Consider the following 16,232-nt stretch of genomic DNA (forward strand, 5'->3'; position numbering starts at 1 on the left):
TGGAAAGAGTGTACCCCGATTCACCGGATTGGTCAATATGAACGGTCCGATTTCAAGCCGCATTCGACGAAGGATCGTCGTCCGAACGCAGCATGATCCTGCCCCTATTCAACGGCTTCTTGCTTATCCGCTCTGGGCATGCGCACCGTCAAAACAAACATAAGCACGCCGAGTCCCGCGCAAACCCATGCCATGCTGTGCAGATGCGGGGTGGTGATATTTTTGCCGAAGAGCGCCGCCAGCAGGCTGGAAGAAAGGATCGTCCCGATAAAGCGGGACGTCATGAACAGGCCGGAGGCGATGCCCGTCTCCGACTTCTTCACATAATCGTACAGCGCCGTCTGCATGCCCAGATTGTTAAAGCCGTTGGCAATCCCCAGGACGCACAGCACAAGGAAAATCGTCACAACGCTCGCCTGATCCCGAATCAGCAGCAGGAGCAGACATCCCGCAACGACGGAAAACGTTCCGAACAGAAGCGACGGCCTGGAACCGCTTCGGTCGATCCAGCGGCTACCAGCGGCGTGACGATGACGCTGAACCCGGCGATCGACAGCATGACGAGCCCCGCTTGCTGCGCATCCATCATCTGGACACGTTGAAGGTAAGACGGGATGCCGAACATAATCGAATAAAACGCCATATTGGTTAAAATAAACTGTACGTAGATCAGCGTCACATTTCTGTTGTTCCTTAAGAAAGCGACATTGATGAACGGCTTGCTATGACCGATTTCATAAAGGTATAACGCATACGTCAATCCGGCGCTGACCGCAAGCCTTAGCCTGGTTGGCGGTAATTTGGCTGCGAATCATCGCCATGCCCGACGGAAACAGTGCCGAGCTTCCCAGCGCCTGAATGATCCGAAATCCGATCAACCAACCGAAGCTCGGGGCCAGCGGAGCAAGGCATGACGACAAGGTGACGAGCAGAAGCCCGATCATGAACACCTTTTTACGACCGAATAAATCGCTCCACTTGCCCATAAGCGGCTGACCGATCGCGCTCGCCAAGTAGTAGGTGGAAATGAGCCAAGACACGTCGGCAAACGTCAGCTGGAAATCCTCCTGCAGGCGCGCCAGCGCAACCGAAATCATCGTCGTATTCAGAGGATTCAGTAAGGTTCCGAGAGCTACGGCGGTAATGAGCAGCATTTCTTTTCGTTTAATCGCGTTCTGTTGAAGGCCATGGTGTCTCCTTATCGTATCTCTTGCAGAGTCAGCTTATCCTTCGCTGCTGCGAGCATTGATTTTCGTTATAGTGATTTTTATCACATTAATCCGCGGCGCGGCGCTTTAATATAGGAGTCAGAAAGAATCTTCTTATTTGGAGGTTATGCTCGTGAGCATTCAATTTCTGTCCAACCTGCCCCCTGTCGGCGAGAGCGTAGCGAAGCTAGCTGCGGAAGGCGGTCAACTCGTCTCGGACTATATCAGCGTTTACGGATTTTTCGCTTTCTGTCTTGCGCTCGTACTCTTCTGCCTGATCGTCCCGGCCCATATGTATGAGAAACATTACAAAATCGGAGACGATGCGCCTGTCGAGCCTGCCGCGGAATTGAACGTTAATCCGCATCAACAGAAATCGACCGATCCAGCCGCATGAGCCGGCAACGGTCGGATAACGATACGCATCCAAGCTCTCGACGCGTACGCCTCCTTGACTTATCGGTCAGGAGGCGTCTTCATTTTCACGAAAATCCTCATACTAAACGTAAGGCATAGGCAAACGTTAACACTTGCAGACCATCAACAGATTGCCGTCAGGATCTCTAAAATTAAACCATTGGCTATGCTCGATTCCGGTGACGAGGTAGACGTTCTTCTGTTCCATATACTGGTACGCTTCTTCTATATCGTTCGTATTGAAGTGGAACGCCGCCACTTTACAGACCCTGTCCTCGGAATAGATTTTGCTGTCCAGGACAAGGTTCGTTCCTTGCAGCGAGATGACGTAGAGGTGGCCGAACAGAATTTCGCCGTCAGCCGGGATGCCCAGAATATCACAATACCAGTCTCGGGCTTGCTCGATGCTGCTTACCGGAATAAATACGGCTCCTATTTGGTTTGAAATCGGGGACGTCATGGCGGTTGCCTCCTCTTAAACGAATAACGCGAAACGTCAATACGGTGACCTATGATCGTTGCACCCATCCAGTCCTTTCATCTACTAAACAAAGTCTCGGCCACAGGTTCAACCAATTTTTACTTTTCACCCTGGATCTGTAATAATCGGAATCGTCGAAAAACGGACTGCGTCTTATTTGCAAACTGAACAGATCTTCCAACCCAAGAGGAGCAATAATTTTTAACTTGCCGGTGTGGTCCAGCGCGACTCCGACGGCTGTTGCGGTTTCCGGCCAACGCTTCATGGCATCTTCGACAGAGCGATAGGGCTGCTCGTCGTTTCTTTGATGCATTCTGGCTTGGTTTTTAACCGACCAATTGTACTCGGGCTGCCGCTTGGTCAATTGTTCTTCATAGCGCTTCTCGGTCTCATCCCGAAGATCGGCTGTATCGTAATAAAGAACGTCGATATCGTTCAACGGCGTAAGCTTGCTCTTCCCGTGAAAATGATCCCACACAAAATTTCTTACGTACCCCGCGGCTATGCATCCGTCCGGCAAGCCTAAGGAATGGACGAGCTTCAGGTCTCTCATAAGAAAGGGATGAGTTCGTAATAAGTCTATAAGTTCGTCTTCATGCTTCATTAAAAACCCCTTTCTCCCCCGTTGATTCGCTGTTAAGCACCTATCGATCTGCTTCTCGATGTCTTTCCTCGATTTGGCAAGATAAGGTTGCTTGCCGCATTCACGTACGACTTCAATGGCGCTTCGGTAGTCGTAGCGATGATTCCAATGCACGAGCATCTTGCATAGATTACCAAACGATTGCGTGTAATTCCATGGACGTATTCCCGTTCGAGACAGAACAAACCTCTTGATGATCCAGTAGTCCCGTATGTACACGTTCGGGTCAAGTATGAAAACCAGATCCGCTTGCTCGATCGAGCTCAGCGTCCACTCTTTATATTGGACTCCTTCTATGATCCAAGAGTCCGAGCGAAGAATGGAGGCTAACATTGCATCCCTTACTTCTTCCGGATACTTTAAGTTATCTGCACTTCTATCCCAGATCATATTATCGATCTCAAAGCTGGAAATACCGTACTTTACAGACAATTGTTTCGCCGCCGTCGACTTGCCGCTCCCGCACGAGCCGATAATCCGAATTTTCATTGGGGGGAAGGCGGCTTAAGCATGTATTTAATCGCAGGATAGGAAACGATGTTTCTATCCCTGTAGGTCGCCGAGATCACATCATCGAATCGGCTCAAAATTCCGTTCTGCAACATGACCGCGCTGAATCCTCGCTCTAACGCTCCATTATAGGTAAACAAGACGCAGTGCTCCGCGGCGTTTCCGGAGATGACTACAAATTCGACTCCTTCATCCCGTAGAATTTGCTCCAGTTCTGTTTTCCAAAACGAATTGGAATACTCTTTGGTCAAAGTCCGATCCGCGGCTTCGACTCGAATTTCCGGAATCGTATCGTAGGCTTCTCTGTTCTCTTCGGTCAACCCTTCGGTGTCCCGAATATGGATAACGACATGACCGTTCGAGCGGACCATATTCGCTACGTAATTGATATATTCGCAGGCTCTATCTACGTGCTTCTTCTCTATCCCTTCCAAGTGAACGCTCTGCATATCGATAACTAGAAATCCTATTTTCATGATTAATTGCTCCTTCTGTCTCCGAAGAGATCCCAGTATACATCGACGATGATTCCTAAGTTTATCAGGTTTTCTTTAACATTTCCTGTCTCCAGTCCATGATCTGCATTCGGAATTACGATGGTCCTTGACCTATCTTTGATTTGTTCTACCTCTTTGGGGCCGAACAAGGGGTCGTTCTCTCCATAAATCACGATTCCATTCGTAGCCTGAATAAACGGAATCGTATCGGCTAATGGCGTCAGGAACAGATGATCGACTTGGGCTTGCAGCTTTTGGTGCACTTCGCCAGCGACCAGGGTTCCCAGGCTCTTGCTTATAAAGATGATTTGATCATGTTTTTCATAAACGCTAAGAACGGATTCAAAGCTTTCGTCTATCACTTTCGGTAAGTCCGATAGATGGAGTTGAGTTCTGGCGGCTTGATACCCGTACTCCAGGATTAACAAATCGAAGCCATGCTGGAGTGCCGCATTCCCCGCATAATAGAGAAGCGGAAGTTCGCAAGGATAATTTCTGCCCGGAAACAGCACGGCTAATCTGTCATTGCCTTCTCTAACGGAGATGTGCCGTTGGCGCAGACTCGTGCCCCAGAACGAGGAAAGCTGAATGACCTCTATTTTCATTTCGCTCCATCCTTTCGGGCTTCATACGGCCTTGGAGAGTCAACCACAACTCGTGCAAATCTTCCGCATAGATCCATAATACTTCGTGTCGAACGCTAAAGAACGTTGAGATCTTTTAATTCCGTTTGGCTCTTGTTGGATTCCATTCCTCCACCAGAACGCTGTATTGCAGTTCATTATCCCATCCGCCATTTTTGTACCTTACTTTTCGAAATTCGCCTTCCCTTCTCATCCCTGTTTTGATCATGACTTTTTCGGAGTTTGTATTATTCGCGTTGCAGCGAGCAAATACGCGATGGACGCCCAATTGATCAAAGCAAAATCCTATGAGGCAATTGGCTATTTCGGTTGCATAACCGTTGCCCCAGAATTCGGGGTGCAGGAAGTATCCGATTTCCGCGCTGCCGCCGTCCCTATTCTTCTTTACGATCCCGGCATCCGCAAAACCGATGAATTGGCGGCCGGTCTGGTCGAACACGGCGTATTCGAAAATGAAGCGATTATCGGTCGTTCCGTTATTTTTCAAAATGTTCTGAAAATAGGGAGCCAAATCTTCTTCGCTATCAACCTTATCCATAAACGCGTATTTCATGATGGCTTCGTTAGAGAAAATGGAATATAACAATGAGAAATCATCTTCTCCGAATTCTCTAAAATATAGACGATCACTTCTCATCTCCGTAAGTCTCCTTCACAGTTGCAGCTTCCCCTCGCCATCTTGAGCGGTTAGTTCCGGCAAATAGAGTATCTTTTCATAAAATACAATTGTCATCTTATCGTTTATGACTTCCGTCTTTCCGGTTCTCTTATAACCTAGCTTCTCGTAAAGATAGCAATTGCCCCGTTCCTGCTCTATCGTATCCAGTTCCCACGCGCTCGCCTCGCTATACAATTGTTCGATTATGGCGAATACTTGTTGAGCGATTCCTCTTCCTTGATACTCCGGTAAAATAAATATCGGGCTTACCCGATAGAGTGTTTAAACCTCAACAATTCCTTGCATTTCATAAGGGTAATCGATTTGTTTTTTTATAAGCTCTACTGCTTCCGCATGGACGAAAAGCCCGACCATATATAGAGCAAGGTCGATGGAAGTCGAAACTCCACCGGCCGTAATGAGATTTCCGTCCCGCACTATTCGGCATTTGATAACTTCTTTGCAGTACGGCTCCAGCAATTCATATACATTGGGGTGGGTTGTCGCCTTCTTTTCTTTTAGAAACCCGGCCGCTCCGAATAATAATGAGCCGGTACATACGGATACCAAGAATTTGACGTTTTCGGCTTGTTTGATCCAACTCACGAATTCCTCGTCGTACCTCAGATGTCGGGTCCCCATGCCGCCTGGAACAAAAACCAGATCGTATTGAGACAGATCCGGCTTCACCCGTCCGACCCGAACGGTCAAGCCCAGTTCATCGGATATTTCCTCCGATAACCCGCAAATGTCCCATGTCGTGCCTTTCGTCTCTTCAAAGTGATTCAACCGGTAAATAACGTCGTAAAATCCGATAAAGTCCAAAAAAGTAACTCCGTTAAAAAGAACAAACGCAATCTTCATAGGATCATCCTCCTCAGTCTCGTTGACAACGGAAAACGTTAGCCCAGCGCCGTGAATGGTTAGGAAATGAGTAGGCGACAAAGAGAAATCATAGAACCTGCTTATCGCGTAGGCAAGCTTTACCTATTCTATTTTCAACCATTCTAGTGAAATCCAAAAATCTAGTTCCCTGATAGGACAATTCGCCAATGTCTTGGACCGCTAACCATCCAAATTGATTGGCTTTGACATGCAGTTCCTTGCGAGCGTTATCTTCAAACTCTAAAAACAACGCCCTTATACCTCACTTGTAATACCTCCAAACTGTGTACATCGCGTAAGAGCGCTAGGTCAACCACAACCCGCTTTCATTTTCATAGGGGATTTTGCGACCGTGGGGTCAACGCTTTGTTAGATGTCAAGTTAATCTATATCATATATCTTCCAACCATGGCAACAATTAACCCGCAGATTCAATAGGTTTTTCTTCATTGATATTTCCGTGAAACGGCATTTAGAGCGCTGTCCGGAAATGGGCAGCGCTCTCATTCGAGGCTAATGCTAACAATATCCAGCATCCGCAAATCAGCGGATATGGAGAAAAGCTCGAAGATCAGTTACTACATTCAATTATTCGTCCTCTTGGCAGCTGTAGCCGCCGACCAATGGGTCAACGGCACGGTCAACCTATTTTTGTTAGCTGCGTTAGCTTTGGGGATGATTACTCTGCCTCTTGTTGAATTCCTGGTAGCCCGAAAATATCAATAACGGCATGGAATGCGGCTCAAAATCAAAAGCTCGCAGTCGTCTGGTTCATGCGTCCCGAAATGCGTTTGAATAGATGCGCCATTCCGAACATCAGCAGTGTAACCGCAAGAAAGGACCAGAAGTGAACGGGGACAGCCCAGACGTCCCGAAACAGAACAGTGGCAATTACATACACGGCGATCGCTGCCAAGTTGGTAACGCCGGCGAGGATGAAGCCGGAGTTCCGCCCAAAAACGAAAGCTCTCATAGCGACGAGCAGCACGAAAATTTCAATCGCTCCCAACCCGATAATGACCAGGTGCGGAACGAGGCTGATTTGCTCCACCCGAAGGGTCGGAAAAAAATCGGCGAGCAGTTGGAACACGGTATGCACGGCAAACAGCGAGCCGAGCAGGATCGAGATGTAGCGCAGGATGTCAAACACCCATGAGAGCTTGCTTTGGTGAGGGATGGCCGCAACGAGCGAGTCGCAATACGCCCGGAGGTCGTCTCCGAATACGTCCTTGGCGGTTTTGCCGTGCCGTTGGGCTTCGATCAGATGCTCCAGCAGTTCAAGCAAAATGCTCTCGGTCGAATGCTCGGATCGTCCGTTTAGCCGAATATAGACCAATGCGTCCTCGTAAGCAGCCAGATTATGCGGCTCCAGAAGCTTCCGGCGTTCGTTGTTTTGGACAATCATTTGCTTGATATTCATCGCAGGCTCCCCCTTAGGTAAGCAATGGCCCGGGACAATTGCTCCCAGCTGTCGTCGAATGCTTGCAGCGCTTGTTCCCCTTTGACGGTGAGACGATAATACTTGCGGTCGGGACCGGCAACGGACGGCTTTATAGTTCCCTCAATCCATCCGTTTTTTTGCAAACGCAGCAGCACCGGGTAAATGCTGCCTTCCTTCACCATCGTGAGCCCGGCTTCATGCAATTTTTCACTCAATTCGTACCCGTATACTTCCTTCTCGCAGATGATCGACAGGATGCAGCCTTCCAACAGCCCTTTGAGCATTTGACTCTGACTATCCAAGGAGCCGTTCCTCCCCCTGCTATATTGCAATGCAAGTTACCTGATGATTGCAGTATAGCATTTACTATATTACATTGCAAGCTAGTGAGGCAGCGACACGAAGAAATTGCGCGCCGTAGTGGGCCTTGAAGCGGAGGAACAGATCCGCCATCTGGACGTGCTCGTTCACCCGGCGGCCGACGCCGCTGGCATTGTCAAAGATGAAGCATCCTGGCACGCCGCCAATCCGGTGGAAAATGTCTCGGAGACCGTGAACCGCGCACTCCGCCGTCTCCCCGCCGAAGAGCTGCGTGTAGCCGGCGTTGCTGTAGGGGAAGGTGACGCACAGGAACTTGCAAGCTTTCTTCTGACCGCTGGCATCGTAGATGTCCGCCGAGCCGAGCCGCCTTAAGGAACGATCCTGCGCAACAAAAGGGAAAAACCCTTGTTTGGACAAGGGCCGGCAGTTGAAAAATGAATTAAAAAATGTTTCGGATCATGGGAGGTTAAACGATGCTCATGCCTTCTTGGGACTTGCGAAAATTATACTTAGCAAGCATCTCTCCCCAGGATGCGATTCCTATTTCTTCAAATCCTAATTTGGAATATAGCTTTCGAGCGATTTCATTGTTTGTCTTATAACCAAGCATGATTACATCTGTCCGATCCTCTTTACTTTCAATATCCTGGATAATCAGTTGCATTCTGCAATGGAATATAGATTCGATGCCATAAATTCCTGCTGTTCTTGGCTCGGCTTCAGTTCAATACAATCTTCCCAATTGCTCTGGTCAACAGATCTTATACTAATCAAATTAGGATTACGATTGGCTAACACATACTTGTACATCTCATTCTCCTCTTCAGTTCGATCTCTTTGGAAACCTGCGATCTCCAAGCATCTAATGCTTGGAAGATTGTCATTGTCAACATACGCTATGAAATTATCATACCGAATTAAGCCTCTAACATTAACCATGTCTGCAAGCAGCCTCTTACCGTAGCCCTGATTTCTCTTTAATCTTGTAACTGCATATGCAATCCCCACAGTTCTATAATTCAAGATTTCTGCAAGAAGAATACCGACGAATTCACCCTTATCAAGAACAACAAATAAGAAATAATCCAGCCGACTATTAGTTGTCTTCAAAAACTCATCAATATCGGAGATTGACATCCTACTTTGAACCTCTGGGTCACCAAAGATATCCCTAATGTTAGCAATGAAGCTATTATTAAAATGCATGAACTGCAGTTTCATGAGGCACCACCGATTATTCTCATATTCATCTGCTAAACCGAAATCCTGTCGCCCTTGGTTGTTGGTTGTGAAATCACTAAAAATTCTATTTCAGAATCGGTTTTATTGAATATTTGATGCGGAGTTAATGGAGGCACTTCCAGGCCCTCTTGTTGATTCACCTCGTAGTGTTCTCCATTCAGTTCAATCGTAGCGTTCCCTAATAGAATAAAAAAGAATTGTTTAGATCGATTATGATAATGTCTTGTCTCTTCTGTTCTTGGTGGCATTCTTTCATGAATAATGCTTAAAGAATCCTCTTTCATGAGATACCATCCATCACAATTCGTTCCCCACACGTAATCATTGATCTACTGTCGAAAATGTTTGAATCGGCCCATCCCAATCTTCTTGTCTTATTTCTTCATAATTTCCATTCGTGAATTGTTCTATTGTCTTTCTCCAAAATATCTGAGCTGGTACATTTGATTCGATTTGAGCGACCTTCCATATACCCGAAAAGTCTTGAAATAACCTTTGGGCTACGGTTCGTCCAACATTTGATTTTCTATATTTCTTCATTATAAAAAACTCGGCCATCCAAAAAACTTTATATTCTTGTTCATTATTTCCGATTTCTCTTACAAGAGCAAACCCAGCCAACTTATCATTAACTCGAATAAAAAATGGATGCCTGCTTTCCTCAGTCCAATAGTGATCCAGGTACATATATTCATATAATCCATTCTCGTTAACATCTGCTGGCTCAAACTCACTAAAATCGTATTGATACAACTCAAGGAGATTACGTAGAGTTGATTTTTGTTCATAGTTGATTTTTCAATCGCAATCATTTTGAGAATTTTTCTCCTTTGTAGCATAGTCATAATTCCTTGATTCATAAATCATTCTGAGTTTCACAAAAATCTCTTTGATTATGGATAATCCACTTATTCATTGTGTCAATTGTATTTATTGAAAGTTCCTTGTATCTATTAAAATACCCCTTTACTTCCTTCAATAGTTCTTCATTTGTTTCTAAATCAGTTGGGCTTACTTTTTGACTTTTTTCTTTAGCTTCCCTTAAAACAAATAATTCAATTTGGTCTAATAATTCGACCATTTCAGTATCCTTATAGTATCTTACCCCACTCTTTATTCCACTCCATGATTTCAATTCATTGATGTAATAGGATGAAAACCAATAGAACTCCTCTATAGTAGAAGCGTGATTGTGAAATGAAAAAAACATAAATAATCCCTGTTGTCCTTGATTTAATTGTTGATACATCTCTAGTTTTGTTGGTAGATCTTTTCCACGAACAGCAAGCAACATTGGCTTAATACATAGCCAACTTAATTCAACGCTTGAAAGGTCTTCCTTCTTTAATTTTATCTTCATTGAATCCTTCCTCTCTGATTTTTGTCTTAATCTTGCGATGATTTCCTATAACGTTAAAGCGTTCACGAACCCCACTGGCTTAGATAGCTCTTAGCCAGTGCAGCGTTATCCGCTAATTCCACTTAGATCTTTTTAATCATAAAGATCAAACTATCCATTGTTCTAAATCCGTTTTTCATATAAAATACCTCCGCCGGTATCTCCCTGCTTGTTAATAATGTTATCCGTTCAATTCCTTCACTCTTTAATTTGTAACCAAGATGTTCTAGTATCTTTGTTCCTACTCCACTTCTTTGGTCTGCTGTTTCTACGCACATTTCATTAATGAAAAACTCATCACCACTCCACCACCTCTTTCTAACTCCCATAATAAACCCTTTAATCTTCGTATCTTCTGCAATAAATCCCCTAAATCCAGGTGTATCAATATAGTCTTTCAAATATTGTTGAGCTTTATCTTGTGTCCAATTATCTTTCCATGGCTCCTGATTGAATACACGAATAAATAATTCAACGCAGCCTTTAAATTCCTCAAAGGAGTAGCTTCGTATTTCCATCAAAAACAACTTCTTTCATTTTAATGATTTTTCGTGCCATGTTTTCATCTAACGTCATGTGTCGCGACGTCCCGCCACCTTAAGGACTTTAGGTCCGGCACGATGCAGAATGTATGTTTCGCATGGTCATCAGATCTTATAGTTTTCTTGCCTTAATTACAAAAGTTACAGGAAACATCTTTGCTCTCTTTGCCAAATCGCTGTGATCAGCCCCCGATTGCATAATCTCATCATCAGTTTGCTCAATCATTTGCTCAATTACAAATCCCGCTTTTGCCAGCGCATTCACATAGGTCGATAACTTGCGGTCCGCTAATAATAGCTCACCTTCATCAACAGCAACCGGATTCCAAGATTCATCGAAATAACTCTTTTTAAGAGTAAACATACCATTTTCCGAAGCAACACATCGGTGTATAGGGTGAGACCAGCTAAAAATAAATACACCCTCTTTTTTAAGGTAAGAAGCGATCCGGCAAAAGGTACCCTCAAGGTCGGTAGTCCAACCTACGGCATAAATCGAATAAACATAGTCAAAATAATCCGCCGGGATGCCGCATTCTTCTTCCATGGGAGAACAGATCAATTTTGCCGAAAGACCGCATGACTTCAAATGTTGCGCTGCCTTTTCGATTTGTCTTTCTGATATATCCACAGCCCATAGTTCAGATGCGTTGCGTTCCCCTTGATATTGCAAGGATTGACCGTTGCCGCAGCCGATCTCCAGCAGCTTTTTCCCTGAGATATCGCCAAAAAGCTGGCATTTTTCTTCTGAGACAAACGCTCCATAATTAGGAAGCACGATTGCTCTTAAGAAGTCATTACCTTTAGTATCCCAATAGAAGCTGTTTGTTTTATGAACAACTTTCTTATCCATATCGACCGAGGTGGCGACGCCTACTTCGCCAGTGCCTATTATGTTTGTTCTATTAACAGACTTCTTGTCCATGAAGACACCTTCTCCAAGTATGGATTTGTAGTTTCAACGGGACGAGGGGCGTATGCCGTTCTCTGCTGTTACCTGTCCTCTTCGAATTACTTGTAAAACTGTTTCATATCGTATACATTATCCATGCCGGTCCGCCGCATCCGCAGGAACGATACGTGAAACCGTTGTTGTACGACACTTCTACCTTAGCCCACTGTTTTACATCTTTTTGCTTTGGGACCTTATAATCGTGACCCATATCCTTCATAATCTCTCCGCAGTGAGGACATTTATATTGTCGTCTCTGATTTTCAGTTTCCTACAAAATAATGTGCTAGTCGCTTCTTCTTCAACTCTTATGCACCATTATTTATTATCCCGCTCAAGATGCTTTGTACAGTTATGAAGTTCACATGTCCAGCGATTATCTTGTTTCTTCAAAATCGTGATGGACGTATTATCAAAATGCGTTGAAGGAAAATCAGCCACTAAATGAATAAAATTAAATTGAATTAGCGCGCCATGAGAAACAACCAGAACATTTTCTCCTTGGTGCCTCAAGTAGATTTCTTCCAGAAAATCTTTACCTCTCTTTTGGACTTCTTCAATGGCCTCGATGCCAAGGTCTACGTCTCTCCAGCCTGTTCCCCATTTTTCGATTCTTTCCGCTTCCGTTGTCCCCTCGATCTGCCCTCCTGATCTCTCCTTAAGGCGATCGTCAAAATGAACATTTAACCCTGTAGCATCCGCTATAAGAAGTGCGGTTTGTTTGGCTCTTTCAAGTCCGCTTGAATAAATGTGATTCCACTGCCCCGACTTAAGTCTGCCGGCTAACAGCCTGGCTTGATTAATCCCATCTTGATCAAGAGGAATATTAGAGCTGCCTTGTGCTCTGCCCTCTTTGTTCCAACTGGTACTGCCATGCCTGATTAAAGCTATAGTTGCCATGCTGTGATTCCTTTCCGGATTGAGATTTACCGATCTCGCATTCGTGTTCATTGCGTCAGGACCACAAAACCTAACCAACCAATAACGCAATATACAGGTGCGCTTAGCAAGAATGACATTATGTATCTGTTCTTTTTTATGAGTAATCCGGAGCCAACATAAAACAAGGGGAATATTAATCCTCCTATCAGAAACCCCGGCCATCCTGCAAGATACAAAGACATCGGAATGATTAATATGGCCGCGGCATACAGACTTCGATGGCTCTTGAATAATATTCCGAGGCCGGAACAAATGATTGATGCGATCATGCATGGCCAGAATAATAAAGTAATCATACCTAGTCACGCCTTTGTCGTTTGTGTGCAGCTTGGGAAGCTGATAGCTGCTAACATTGCTGTGTTCTCATCCATCCTAGTTGAGGTTAGCGCTCAAACTGCTCCAGGAAAGATAAATGCATATGACGGCTACAATAAAAAAGATAGCTGACACTTTAAAATTCCTTCGCATTTTTACTCCGAGTACAGAGAAGAATATCGCAGCGGCTAACTTAGCGATTGATTGATAATACCCGGTTGAGAAAGCCGAACTGCTAAATAGGATTGAAATTAGCAACGTTACTGAAATAAGCAGTCGGAACCACAGAGGTTCTCTCATAAATTGTCTGTACATAAACTTAAGTCTTGGCATCCCCTGCATCTCTCCCGGAACGATTCGTTATCCTTCTGCCCTTACTTCGGCCTAGTCGTCATAAGTTTGCAGATTAACCCCCTAATTGTTCTTTTATTTCTTCAAGTTGTTCTAAATAGTTTTTGACAGATTCATATCTGTGTTTCCATTTTAATGATTGGGAATTTTCAGACAAGAAATTCATTATTAACGCAGGATTTGTGAAAATAATCGTAATTCTTTCTTCCTCGAGTTTGTTGAAACCTATACTTCGCGAGGCATCGACCTTAACAGCACGGCTATTCTCTCTGCGGTAGGCCAATTCATATCTTGAATTCCCTCAAGCAATTCCGGAATATGCGCTGTTACACCGCCTGAATTAACTATTTCATCTATCCTCTCGTCCTTGATCATAGATACTTACTCCCTAGTAGCTCTCTACTTTAGAATCTTTTTTTCAACTTACTTTTCCTTGTCGCAATAAAATAAATCAAAATCATTAATTGAACTACAGCAAATATTAGCGGTAAAAACAGCTCCCATAATCCCCAATCCCATGTTATCGGCATTAGTCCGCTAGAATTACCTTGTATTCTTGCATAAGTCATAAACAATAATCCAGGGATAGTAGAAAAAGCTACCCACTTAATGAAAGTATTCTTGTTTTCCGACCTTACCGCAAAAACTCCATTCGGTATACTAATACATATAAGAGCGGTATATACAGGAACGTAAGGGAAACCCGATTCCGTAAAAATAGAGCTACTATATATCACGCCTAATATATAGTGAGCAGCAATTATCATCAAAAATCCAAGAGTTAGTTTCAACACCATTCTCCCTGAACTAATAGTCGAATCGAGAGGTGACACATTTCTCAAGAGAGGCTTAAGACTGTTTCTCTATTGCTCTTTTAATATATTCATAATCAATTTGATTTCCTTTGGCTTTATAGAAAAAGCCCTTGTATCGAATTGTATCCGGTGAATTTATGATTAACTTTTTTACGGGTTTTCCTTTATCATTGTAGATCGTTGTTCTGAAGCTATAACCCATATACAAGAACGCCCATTTATCTTTCTGAAATGTAACGTCATTTAAGTTATTGATAATGTACTCGATCGCTATTTTATCGGTTATTTCCGTCTCGTAGCCTGTGTTCCCGTCAAAAATCTTAATACTGGAAACCTTGTCCGGCTTGATATTGACGATTGTATGCGGAATATAGGTGAGTCCATAAAGCAGAACTATTGCAACCAGAATTCCGACAAAAATCAGCGTTTTTTTATATTTTCTCATCTAACCATCCTAGAATAGTACTTTCATGCAATGCTCTTTATAAATCTCTCGATTTGTTTCTTATGATGTTTGTCATGGGGAATAAATCCTCTCAAATACTTTCGAATGCTAAAATTCTTTTTGTCGCCGTCGATATATTCCTTGGTATACTCCATTTCATCAAGTCCGGAGATATCGTAAATGATCTTCATTCGGTATTCTACAAATTGTTCAAGGATGGTTTTCTTTGGATGCAGCTTCGAATACTCAATTGCTTTAGCGTTAAACTCATTAAAGTTCAAATGTCTTACAGTCAGCGGTTGATTCTCTTTGATTTTTTCAATGCCTTCCTCATAGAAGAATTTATCCCACAGCATCATATGCGTGATTACATCCTTCAAAGTCCATTTCCCTTCAGCTATTGGCGAATTCCAATGTTCTTCAGTCAAATCCCCCCAGAATGAGTAGCAATCCCTTTCACTAATTCCATATTCACCTTACATATTCCTTTAATTTCCTTGCAACCTATCTCCCAATCATTCTATGAAAAAAGGATTTGCTGTTCACCTGCAGCAAACTTTATTTCGCCTTCCTGGGATTTATTAAATTCTTCCTCGCTATCGTAAATGCTAATTTCATGCGCAAAAGCGGCTAAGAGATAGACTCCTGTTCCTTCCGAGTCATCTTGAGGGTCAGCCCACGCATGGAACGCTCCATCAAGGACGGAATTAGAATCATTGCTTATTTCATTTGTAATCCTTACCTTCATTTTAGAGGCGCCGCAATAATGAGGGTAGATCCAACCGATTGATTATTCTTTCATCATTTTTTAGCTGTAGTTTTAAGGTGTAGTGTATGGTTCCAAGTCCCATGATGACCAGTAACAAAAATAAAGCATAGAGAAAAATCAACATATCACCTTCTTTTGTAGTTGATACAGGCTTCTTCAAACGCTTCATATCAGAAGTCGTCAGAAGCTTCTTTTACAAATTCTGTATACCACTCAAAAACTCCTTCTCAATCCGAGAAGGAGCCCCATCGATCTTCTTAAGCAGGTGACTGGTAGCGTCAGCTAATCCAGAAAATACTGTTTCCATCGATTTCTTTTAATTGCTTTTCAAAATCTTTATCCGGCTCAATATCATCTACAAAATGCCATTTCTTCTTGCTATCTTGCCAATATACCTTCCATAGCGCTTCCTCATATCTCAATTGAGCAATGGGGTATTCAAAACGTCTTCCCATATACCCTGGTCTTTCTTGGCTTAATGTGACGGTTTTACCCCTAAATTTATAAAAGATTTGAATTTCATCTTTTAGATGTTTCGGGATTTTCTTGTCTATATAGTTTTGGAGTATTTTTTCTATTCTCTTCTTCGTAAAATCATCCAACACATCTATCACCTCATAGTATTTAAATAGCCTCTCGAAATAACAAAATCCCTTACTGGCTCTAGCCTTTCGGCTAGGGATTTTTTGAGTTTCACCTCAATATTTGAGGGGGATCGAAAATTTCTCTTGACATTTGAAAGTCACCTTAATAAT

Annotated in this window: 29 protein-coding genes; 2 read left to right on the plus strand and 27 right to left on the minus strand. The window is 43.6% G+C overall.

Annotated elements, in window-relative coordinates; translation table 11 throughout:
- Positions 1-104: 104 nt before the first annotated feature.
- From ACESLM_RS20595 to ACESLM_RS20605, 3 genes are read right to left on the minus strand one after another with little or no spacing between them, the layout of a single operon-like run.
- Positions 105-407, minus strand: a complete 303-nt coding sequence (locus tag ACESLM_RS20595) for an MFS transporter (RefSeq protein ID WP_372633675.1) — start codon at positions 405-407, stop codon at positions 105-107.
- 20 nt (positions 408-427) lie between these two features.
- Positions 428-679, minus strand: coding sequence for a hypothetical protein (locus ACESLM_RS20600; RefSeq protein ID WP_372633677.1), 252 nt, complete (start codon positions 677-679; stop codon positions 428-430).
- A gap of 55 nt (positions 680-734) precedes the next feature.
- Entirely contained in the window at positions 735-1,154 is a 420-nt protein-coding gene (locus ACESLM_RS20605; RefSeq protein ID WP_372633678.1) for an MFS transporter, read from the minus strand.
- Positions 1,155-1,341: 187 nt separating this feature from the next.
- Here ACESLM_RS20605 and ACESLM_RS20610 point away from each other — a divergent pair, with 187 nt between their 5' ends.
- Positions 1,342-1,605, plus strand: coding sequence for a hypothetical protein (locus ACESLM_RS20610; RefSeq protein WP_372633681.1), 264 nt, complete (start codon positions 1,342-1,344; stop codon positions 1,603-1,605).
- A gap of 126 nt (positions 1,606-1,731) precedes the next feature.
- On the opposite strand, the gene ACESLM_RS20615 is transcribed toward ACESLM_RS20610, so the two are convergent.
- The 18 genes from ACESLM_RS20615 to ACESLM_RS20700 form a co-directional block, all read right to left on the minus strand.
- Positions 1,732-2,085: a VOC family protein gene (locus ACESLM_RS20615; protein WP_372633683.1), complete on the minus strand. Its 354-nt coding sequence runs from the start codon at positions 2,083-2,085 to the stop codon at positions 1,732-1,734.
- Positions 2,086-2,134: 49 nt separating this feature from the next.
- Positions 2,135-3,238 (minus strand): nucleotidyltransferase family protein, encoded by a 1,104-nt coding sequence (locus tag ACESLM_RS20620; protein ID WP_372633686.1) that lies wholly within the window; start codon positions 3,236-3,238, stop codon positions 2,135-2,137.
- Complete coding sequence (locus ACESLM_RS20625) at positions 3,235-3,735, minus strand: cysteine hydrolase family protein (RefSeq protein ID WP_372633688.1); 501 nt, start codon at positions 3,733-3,735, stop codon at positions 3,235-3,237. The genes ACESLM_RS20620 and ACESLM_RS20625 overlap by 4 nt, the downstream gene beginning before the upstream one ends.
- 2 nt (positions 3,736-3,737) lie before the next feature.
- Positions 3,738-4,361, minus strand: a complete 624-nt coding sequence (locus ACESLM_RS20630; protein ID WP_372633691.1) for an alpha/beta fold hydrolase — start codon at positions 4,359-4,361, stop codon at positions 3,738-3,740.
- Between the two features lie 115 nt (positions 4,362-4,476).
- Positions 4,477-5,037: a GNAT family N-acetyltransferase gene (locus tag ACESLM_RS20635; RefSeq protein WP_372633694.1), complete on the minus strand. Its 561-nt coding sequence runs from the start codon at positions 5,035-5,037 to the stop codon at positions 4,477-4,479.
- A 15-nt stretch (positions 5,038-5,052) separates the two neighbouring features.
- Complete coding sequence (locus tag ACESLM_RS20640; RefSeq protein ID WP_372633737.1) at positions 5,053-5,319, minus strand: GNAT family N-acetyltransferase; 267 nt, start codon at positions 5,317-5,319, stop codon at positions 5,053-5,055.
- A gap of 21 nt (positions 5,320-5,340) precedes the next feature.
- On the minus strand, positions 5,341-5,922 hold the full coding sequence (locus ACESLM_RS20645) for a DJ-1/PfpI family protein (RefSeq protein WP_372633696.1): 582 nt from the start codon (positions 5,920-5,922) through the stop codon (positions 5,341-5,343).
- Positions 5,923-6,010: 88 nt separating this feature from the next.
- Positions 6,011-6,193, minus strand: coding sequence for a DUF2500 family protein (locus ACESLM_RS20650; protein WP_372633699.1), 183 nt, complete (start codon positions 6,191-6,193; stop codon positions 6,011-6,013).
- Positions 6,194-6,691: 498 nt separating this feature from the next.
- Entirely contained in the window at positions 6,692-7,363 is a 672-nt protein-coding gene (locus ACESLM_RS20655; protein WP_372633702.1) for a DUF1129 domain-containing protein, read from the minus strand.
- Entirely contained in the window at positions 7,360-7,668 is a 309-nt protein-coding gene (locus tag ACESLM_RS20660) for a PadR family transcriptional regulator (protein ID WP_372633740.1), read from the minus strand. Before ACESLM_RS20660 ends, ACESLM_RS20655 begins: the two co-directional genes overlap by 4 nt.
- Positions 7,669-7,750: 82 nt before the next feature.
- Positions 7,751-8,122 (minus strand): hypothetical protein, encoded by a 372-nt coding sequence (locus tag ACESLM_RS20665; protein WP_372633704.1) that lies wholly within the window; start codon positions 8,120-8,122, stop codon positions 7,751-7,753.
- 237 nt (positions 8,123-8,359) lie between these two features.
- On the minus strand, positions 8,360-8,926 hold the full coding sequence (locus ACESLM_RS20670) for a GNAT family N-acetyltransferase (RefSeq protein WP_372633707.1): 567 nt from the start codon (positions 8,924-8,926) through the stop codon (positions 8,360-8,362).
- Between the two features lie 32 nt (positions 8,927-8,958).
- Positions 8,959-9,231: a cupin domain-containing protein gene (locus ACESLM_RS20675; RefSeq protein ID WP_372633709.1), complete on the minus strand. Its 273-nt coding sequence runs from the start codon at positions 9,229-9,231 to the stop codon at positions 8,959-8,961.
- 37 nt (positions 9,232-9,268) lie between these two features.
- Complete coding sequence (locus ACESLM_RS20680; RefSeq protein ID WP_372633712.1) at positions 9,269-9,700, minus strand: GNAT family N-acetyltransferase; 432 nt, start codon at positions 9,698-9,700, stop codon at positions 9,269-9,271.
- A 103-nt stretch (positions 9,701-9,803) separates the two neighbouring features.
- Positions 9,804-10,307 (minus strand): hypothetical protein, encoded by a 504-nt coding sequence (locus ACESLM_RS20685; protein WP_372633715.1) that lies wholly within the window; start codon positions 10,305-10,307, stop codon positions 9,804-9,806.
- Positions 10,308-10,429: 122 nt separating this feature from the next.
- Positions 10,430-10,864, minus strand: coding sequence for a GNAT family N-acetyltransferase (locus tag ACESLM_RS20690; RefSeq protein ID WP_372633717.1), 435 nt, complete (start codon positions 10,862-10,864; stop codon positions 10,430-10,432).
- Positions 10,865-11,000: 136 nt separating this feature from the next.
- Positions 11,001-11,813, minus strand: a complete 813-nt coding sequence (locus ACESLM_RS20695) for a class I SAM-dependent methyltransferase (RefSeq protein WP_372633719.1) — start codon at positions 11,811-11,813, stop codon at positions 11,001-11,003.
- A gap of 345 nt (positions 11,814-12,158) precedes the next feature.
- On the minus strand, positions 12,159-12,740 hold the full coding sequence (locus ACESLM_RS20700; RefSeq protein WP_372633721.1) for a histidine phosphatase family protein: 582 nt from the start codon (positions 12,738-12,740) through the stop codon (positions 12,159-12,161).
- Between the two features lie 294 nt (positions 12,741-13,034).
- Between ACESLM_RS20700 and ACESLM_RS20705 the strand changes: the two genes are divergently transcribed.
- Positions 13,035-13,229 carry a hypothetical protein gene (locus ACESLM_RS20705; protein WP_372633723.1) on the plus strand — a complete coding sequence of 65 codons (195 nt, stop codon included), beginning with the start codon at positions 13,035-13,037 and terminating at the stop codon, positions 13,227-13,229.
- Between the two features lie 444 nt (positions 13,230-13,673).
- On the opposite strand, the gene ACESLM_RS20710 is transcribed toward ACESLM_RS20705, so the two are convergent.
- From ACESLM_RS20710 to ACESLM_RS20735, 6 genes are all read right to left on the minus strand, one after another.
- Positions 13,674-13,823 (minus strand): DUF5071 domain-containing protein, encoded by a 150-nt coding sequence (locus ACESLM_RS20710; protein ID WP_372633725.1) that lies wholly within the window; start codon positions 13,821-13,823, stop codon positions 13,674-13,676.
- 29 nt (positions 13,824-13,852) lie between these two features.
- Positions 13,853-14,239: a hypothetical protein gene (locus ACESLM_RS20715; protein ID WP_372633727.1), complete on the minus strand. Its 387-nt coding sequence runs from the start codon at positions 14,237-14,239 to the stop codon at positions 13,853-13,855.
- 58 nt (positions 14,240-14,297) lie between these two features.
- On the minus strand, positions 14,298-14,708 hold the full coding sequence (locus ACESLM_RS20720; RefSeq protein ID WP_372633729.1) for a hypothetical protein: 411 nt from the start codon (positions 14,706-14,708) through the stop codon (positions 14,298-14,300).
- A gap of 23 nt (positions 14,709-14,731) precedes the next feature.
- The gene (locus tag ACESLM_RS20725) at positions 14,732-15,172 is read right to left on the minus strand and encodes a DinB family protein (protein WP_372633742.1); all 441 of its coding nucleotides are present in this window, start codon (positions 15,170-15,172) and stop codon (positions 14,732-14,734) included.
- A 56-nt stretch (positions 15,173-15,228) separates the two neighbouring features.
- A complete protein-coding gene (locus ACESLM_RS20730) occupies positions 15,229-15,456 on the minus strand; it encodes a hypothetical protein (RefSeq protein WP_372633731.1) in 228 nt (75 codons plus the stop codon).
- Positions 15,457-15,755: 299 nt separating this feature from the next.
- A complete protein-coding gene (locus ACESLM_RS20735) occupies positions 15,756-16,079 on the minus strand; it encodes a DUF3024 domain-containing protein (protein ID WP_372633733.1) in 324 nt (107 codons plus the stop codon).
- Positions 16,080-16,232: the final 153 nt, after the last annotated feature.

It is taken from the genome of Cohnella sp. (genome assembly GCF_041641335.1).
Classification (GTDB): Bacteria; Bacillota; Bacilli; order Paenibacillales; family Paenibacillaceae; genus Cohnella.

What these genes read in the sequence shown, in the direction of transcription:
- ACESLM_RS20695 (WP_372633719.1), bottom strand. Translation starts at nt 11,813, where the DNA reads ATGGACAAGAAGTCTGTTAATAGAACAAACATAATAGGCACTGGCGAA.
- ACESLM_RS20710 (WP_372633725.1), bottom strand. Translation starts at nt 13,823, where the DNA reads ATGATCAAGGACGAGAGGATAGATGAAATAGTTAATTCAGGCGGTGTA.
- ACESLM_RS20690 (WP_372633717.1), bottom strand. Translation starts at nt 10,864, where the DNA reads ATGGAAATACGAAGCTACTCCTTTGAGGAATTTAAAGGCTGCGTTGAA.
- ACESLM_RS20635 (WP_372633694.1), bottom strand. Translation starts at nt 5,037, where the DNA reads ATGAGAAGTGATCGTCTATATTTTAGAGAATTCGGAGAAGATGATTTC.
- ACESLM_RS20705 (WP_372633723.1), top strand. Translation starts at nt 13,035, where the DNA reads ATGATTGATGCGATCATGCATGGCCAGAATAATAAAGTAATCATACCT.
- ACESLM_RS20620 (WP_372633686.1), bottom strand. Translation starts at nt 3,238, where the DNA reads ATGAAAATTCGGATTATCGGCTCGTGCGGGAGCGGCAAGTCGACGGCG.
- ACESLM_RS20685 (WP_372633715.1), bottom strand. Translation starts at nt 10,307, where the DNA reads ATGAAGATAAAATTAAAGAAGGAAGACCTTTCAAGCGTTGAATTAAGT.
- ACESLM_RS20670 (WP_372633707.1), bottom strand. Translation starts at nt 8,926, where the DNA reads ATGAAACTGCAGTTCATGCATTTTAATAATAGCTTCATTGCTAACATT.
- ACESLM_RS20720 (WP_372633729.1), bottom strand. Translation starts at nt 14,708, where the DNA reads ATGAGAAAATATAAAAAAACGCTGATTTTTGTCGGAATTCTGGTTGCA.
- ACESLM_RS20630 (WP_372633691.1), bottom strand. Translation starts at nt 4,361, where the DNA reads ATGAAAATAGAGGTCATTCAGCTTTCCTCGTTCTGGGGCACGAGTCTG.
- ACESLM_RS20660 (WP_372633740.1), bottom strand. Translation starts at nt 7,668, where the DNA reads ATGCTCAAAGGGCTGTTGGAAGGCTGCATCCTGTCGATCATCTGCGAG.
- ACESLM_RS20615 (WP_372633683.1), bottom strand. Translation starts at nt 2,085, where the DNA reads ATGACGTCCCCGATTTCAAACCAAATAGGAGCCGTATTTATTCCGGTA.
- ACESLM_RS20700 (WP_372633721.1), bottom strand. Translation starts at nt 12,740, where the DNA reads ATGGCAACTATAGCTTTAATCAGGCATGGCAGTACCAGTTGGAACAAA.
- ACESLM_RS20655 (WP_372633702.1), bottom strand. Translation starts at nt 7,363, where the DNA reads ATGAATATCAAGCAAATGATTGTCCAAAACAACGAACGCCGGAAGCTT.
- ACESLM_RS20605 (WP_372633678.1), bottom strand. Translation starts at nt 1,154, where the DNA reads ATGCTGCTCATTACCGCCGTAGCTCTCGGAACCTTACTGAATCCTCTG.
- ACESLM_RS20625 (WP_372633688.1), bottom strand. Translation starts at nt 3,735, where the DNA reads ATGAAAATAGGATTTCTAGTTATCGATATGCAGAGCGTTCACTTGGAA.
- ACESLM_RS20645 (WP_372633696.1), bottom strand. Translation starts at nt 5,922, where the DNA reads ATGAAGATTGCGTTTGTTCTTTTTAACGGAGTTACTTTTTTGGACTTT.
- ACESLM_RS20675 (WP_372633709.1), bottom strand. Translation starts at nt 9,231, where the DNA reads ATGAAAGAGGATTCTTTAAGCATTATTCATGAAAGAATGCCACCAAGA.
- ACESLM_RS20730 (WP_372633731.1), bottom strand. Translation starts at nt 15,456, where the DNA reads ATGAAGGTAAGGATTACAAATGAAATAAGCAATGATTCTAATTCCGTC.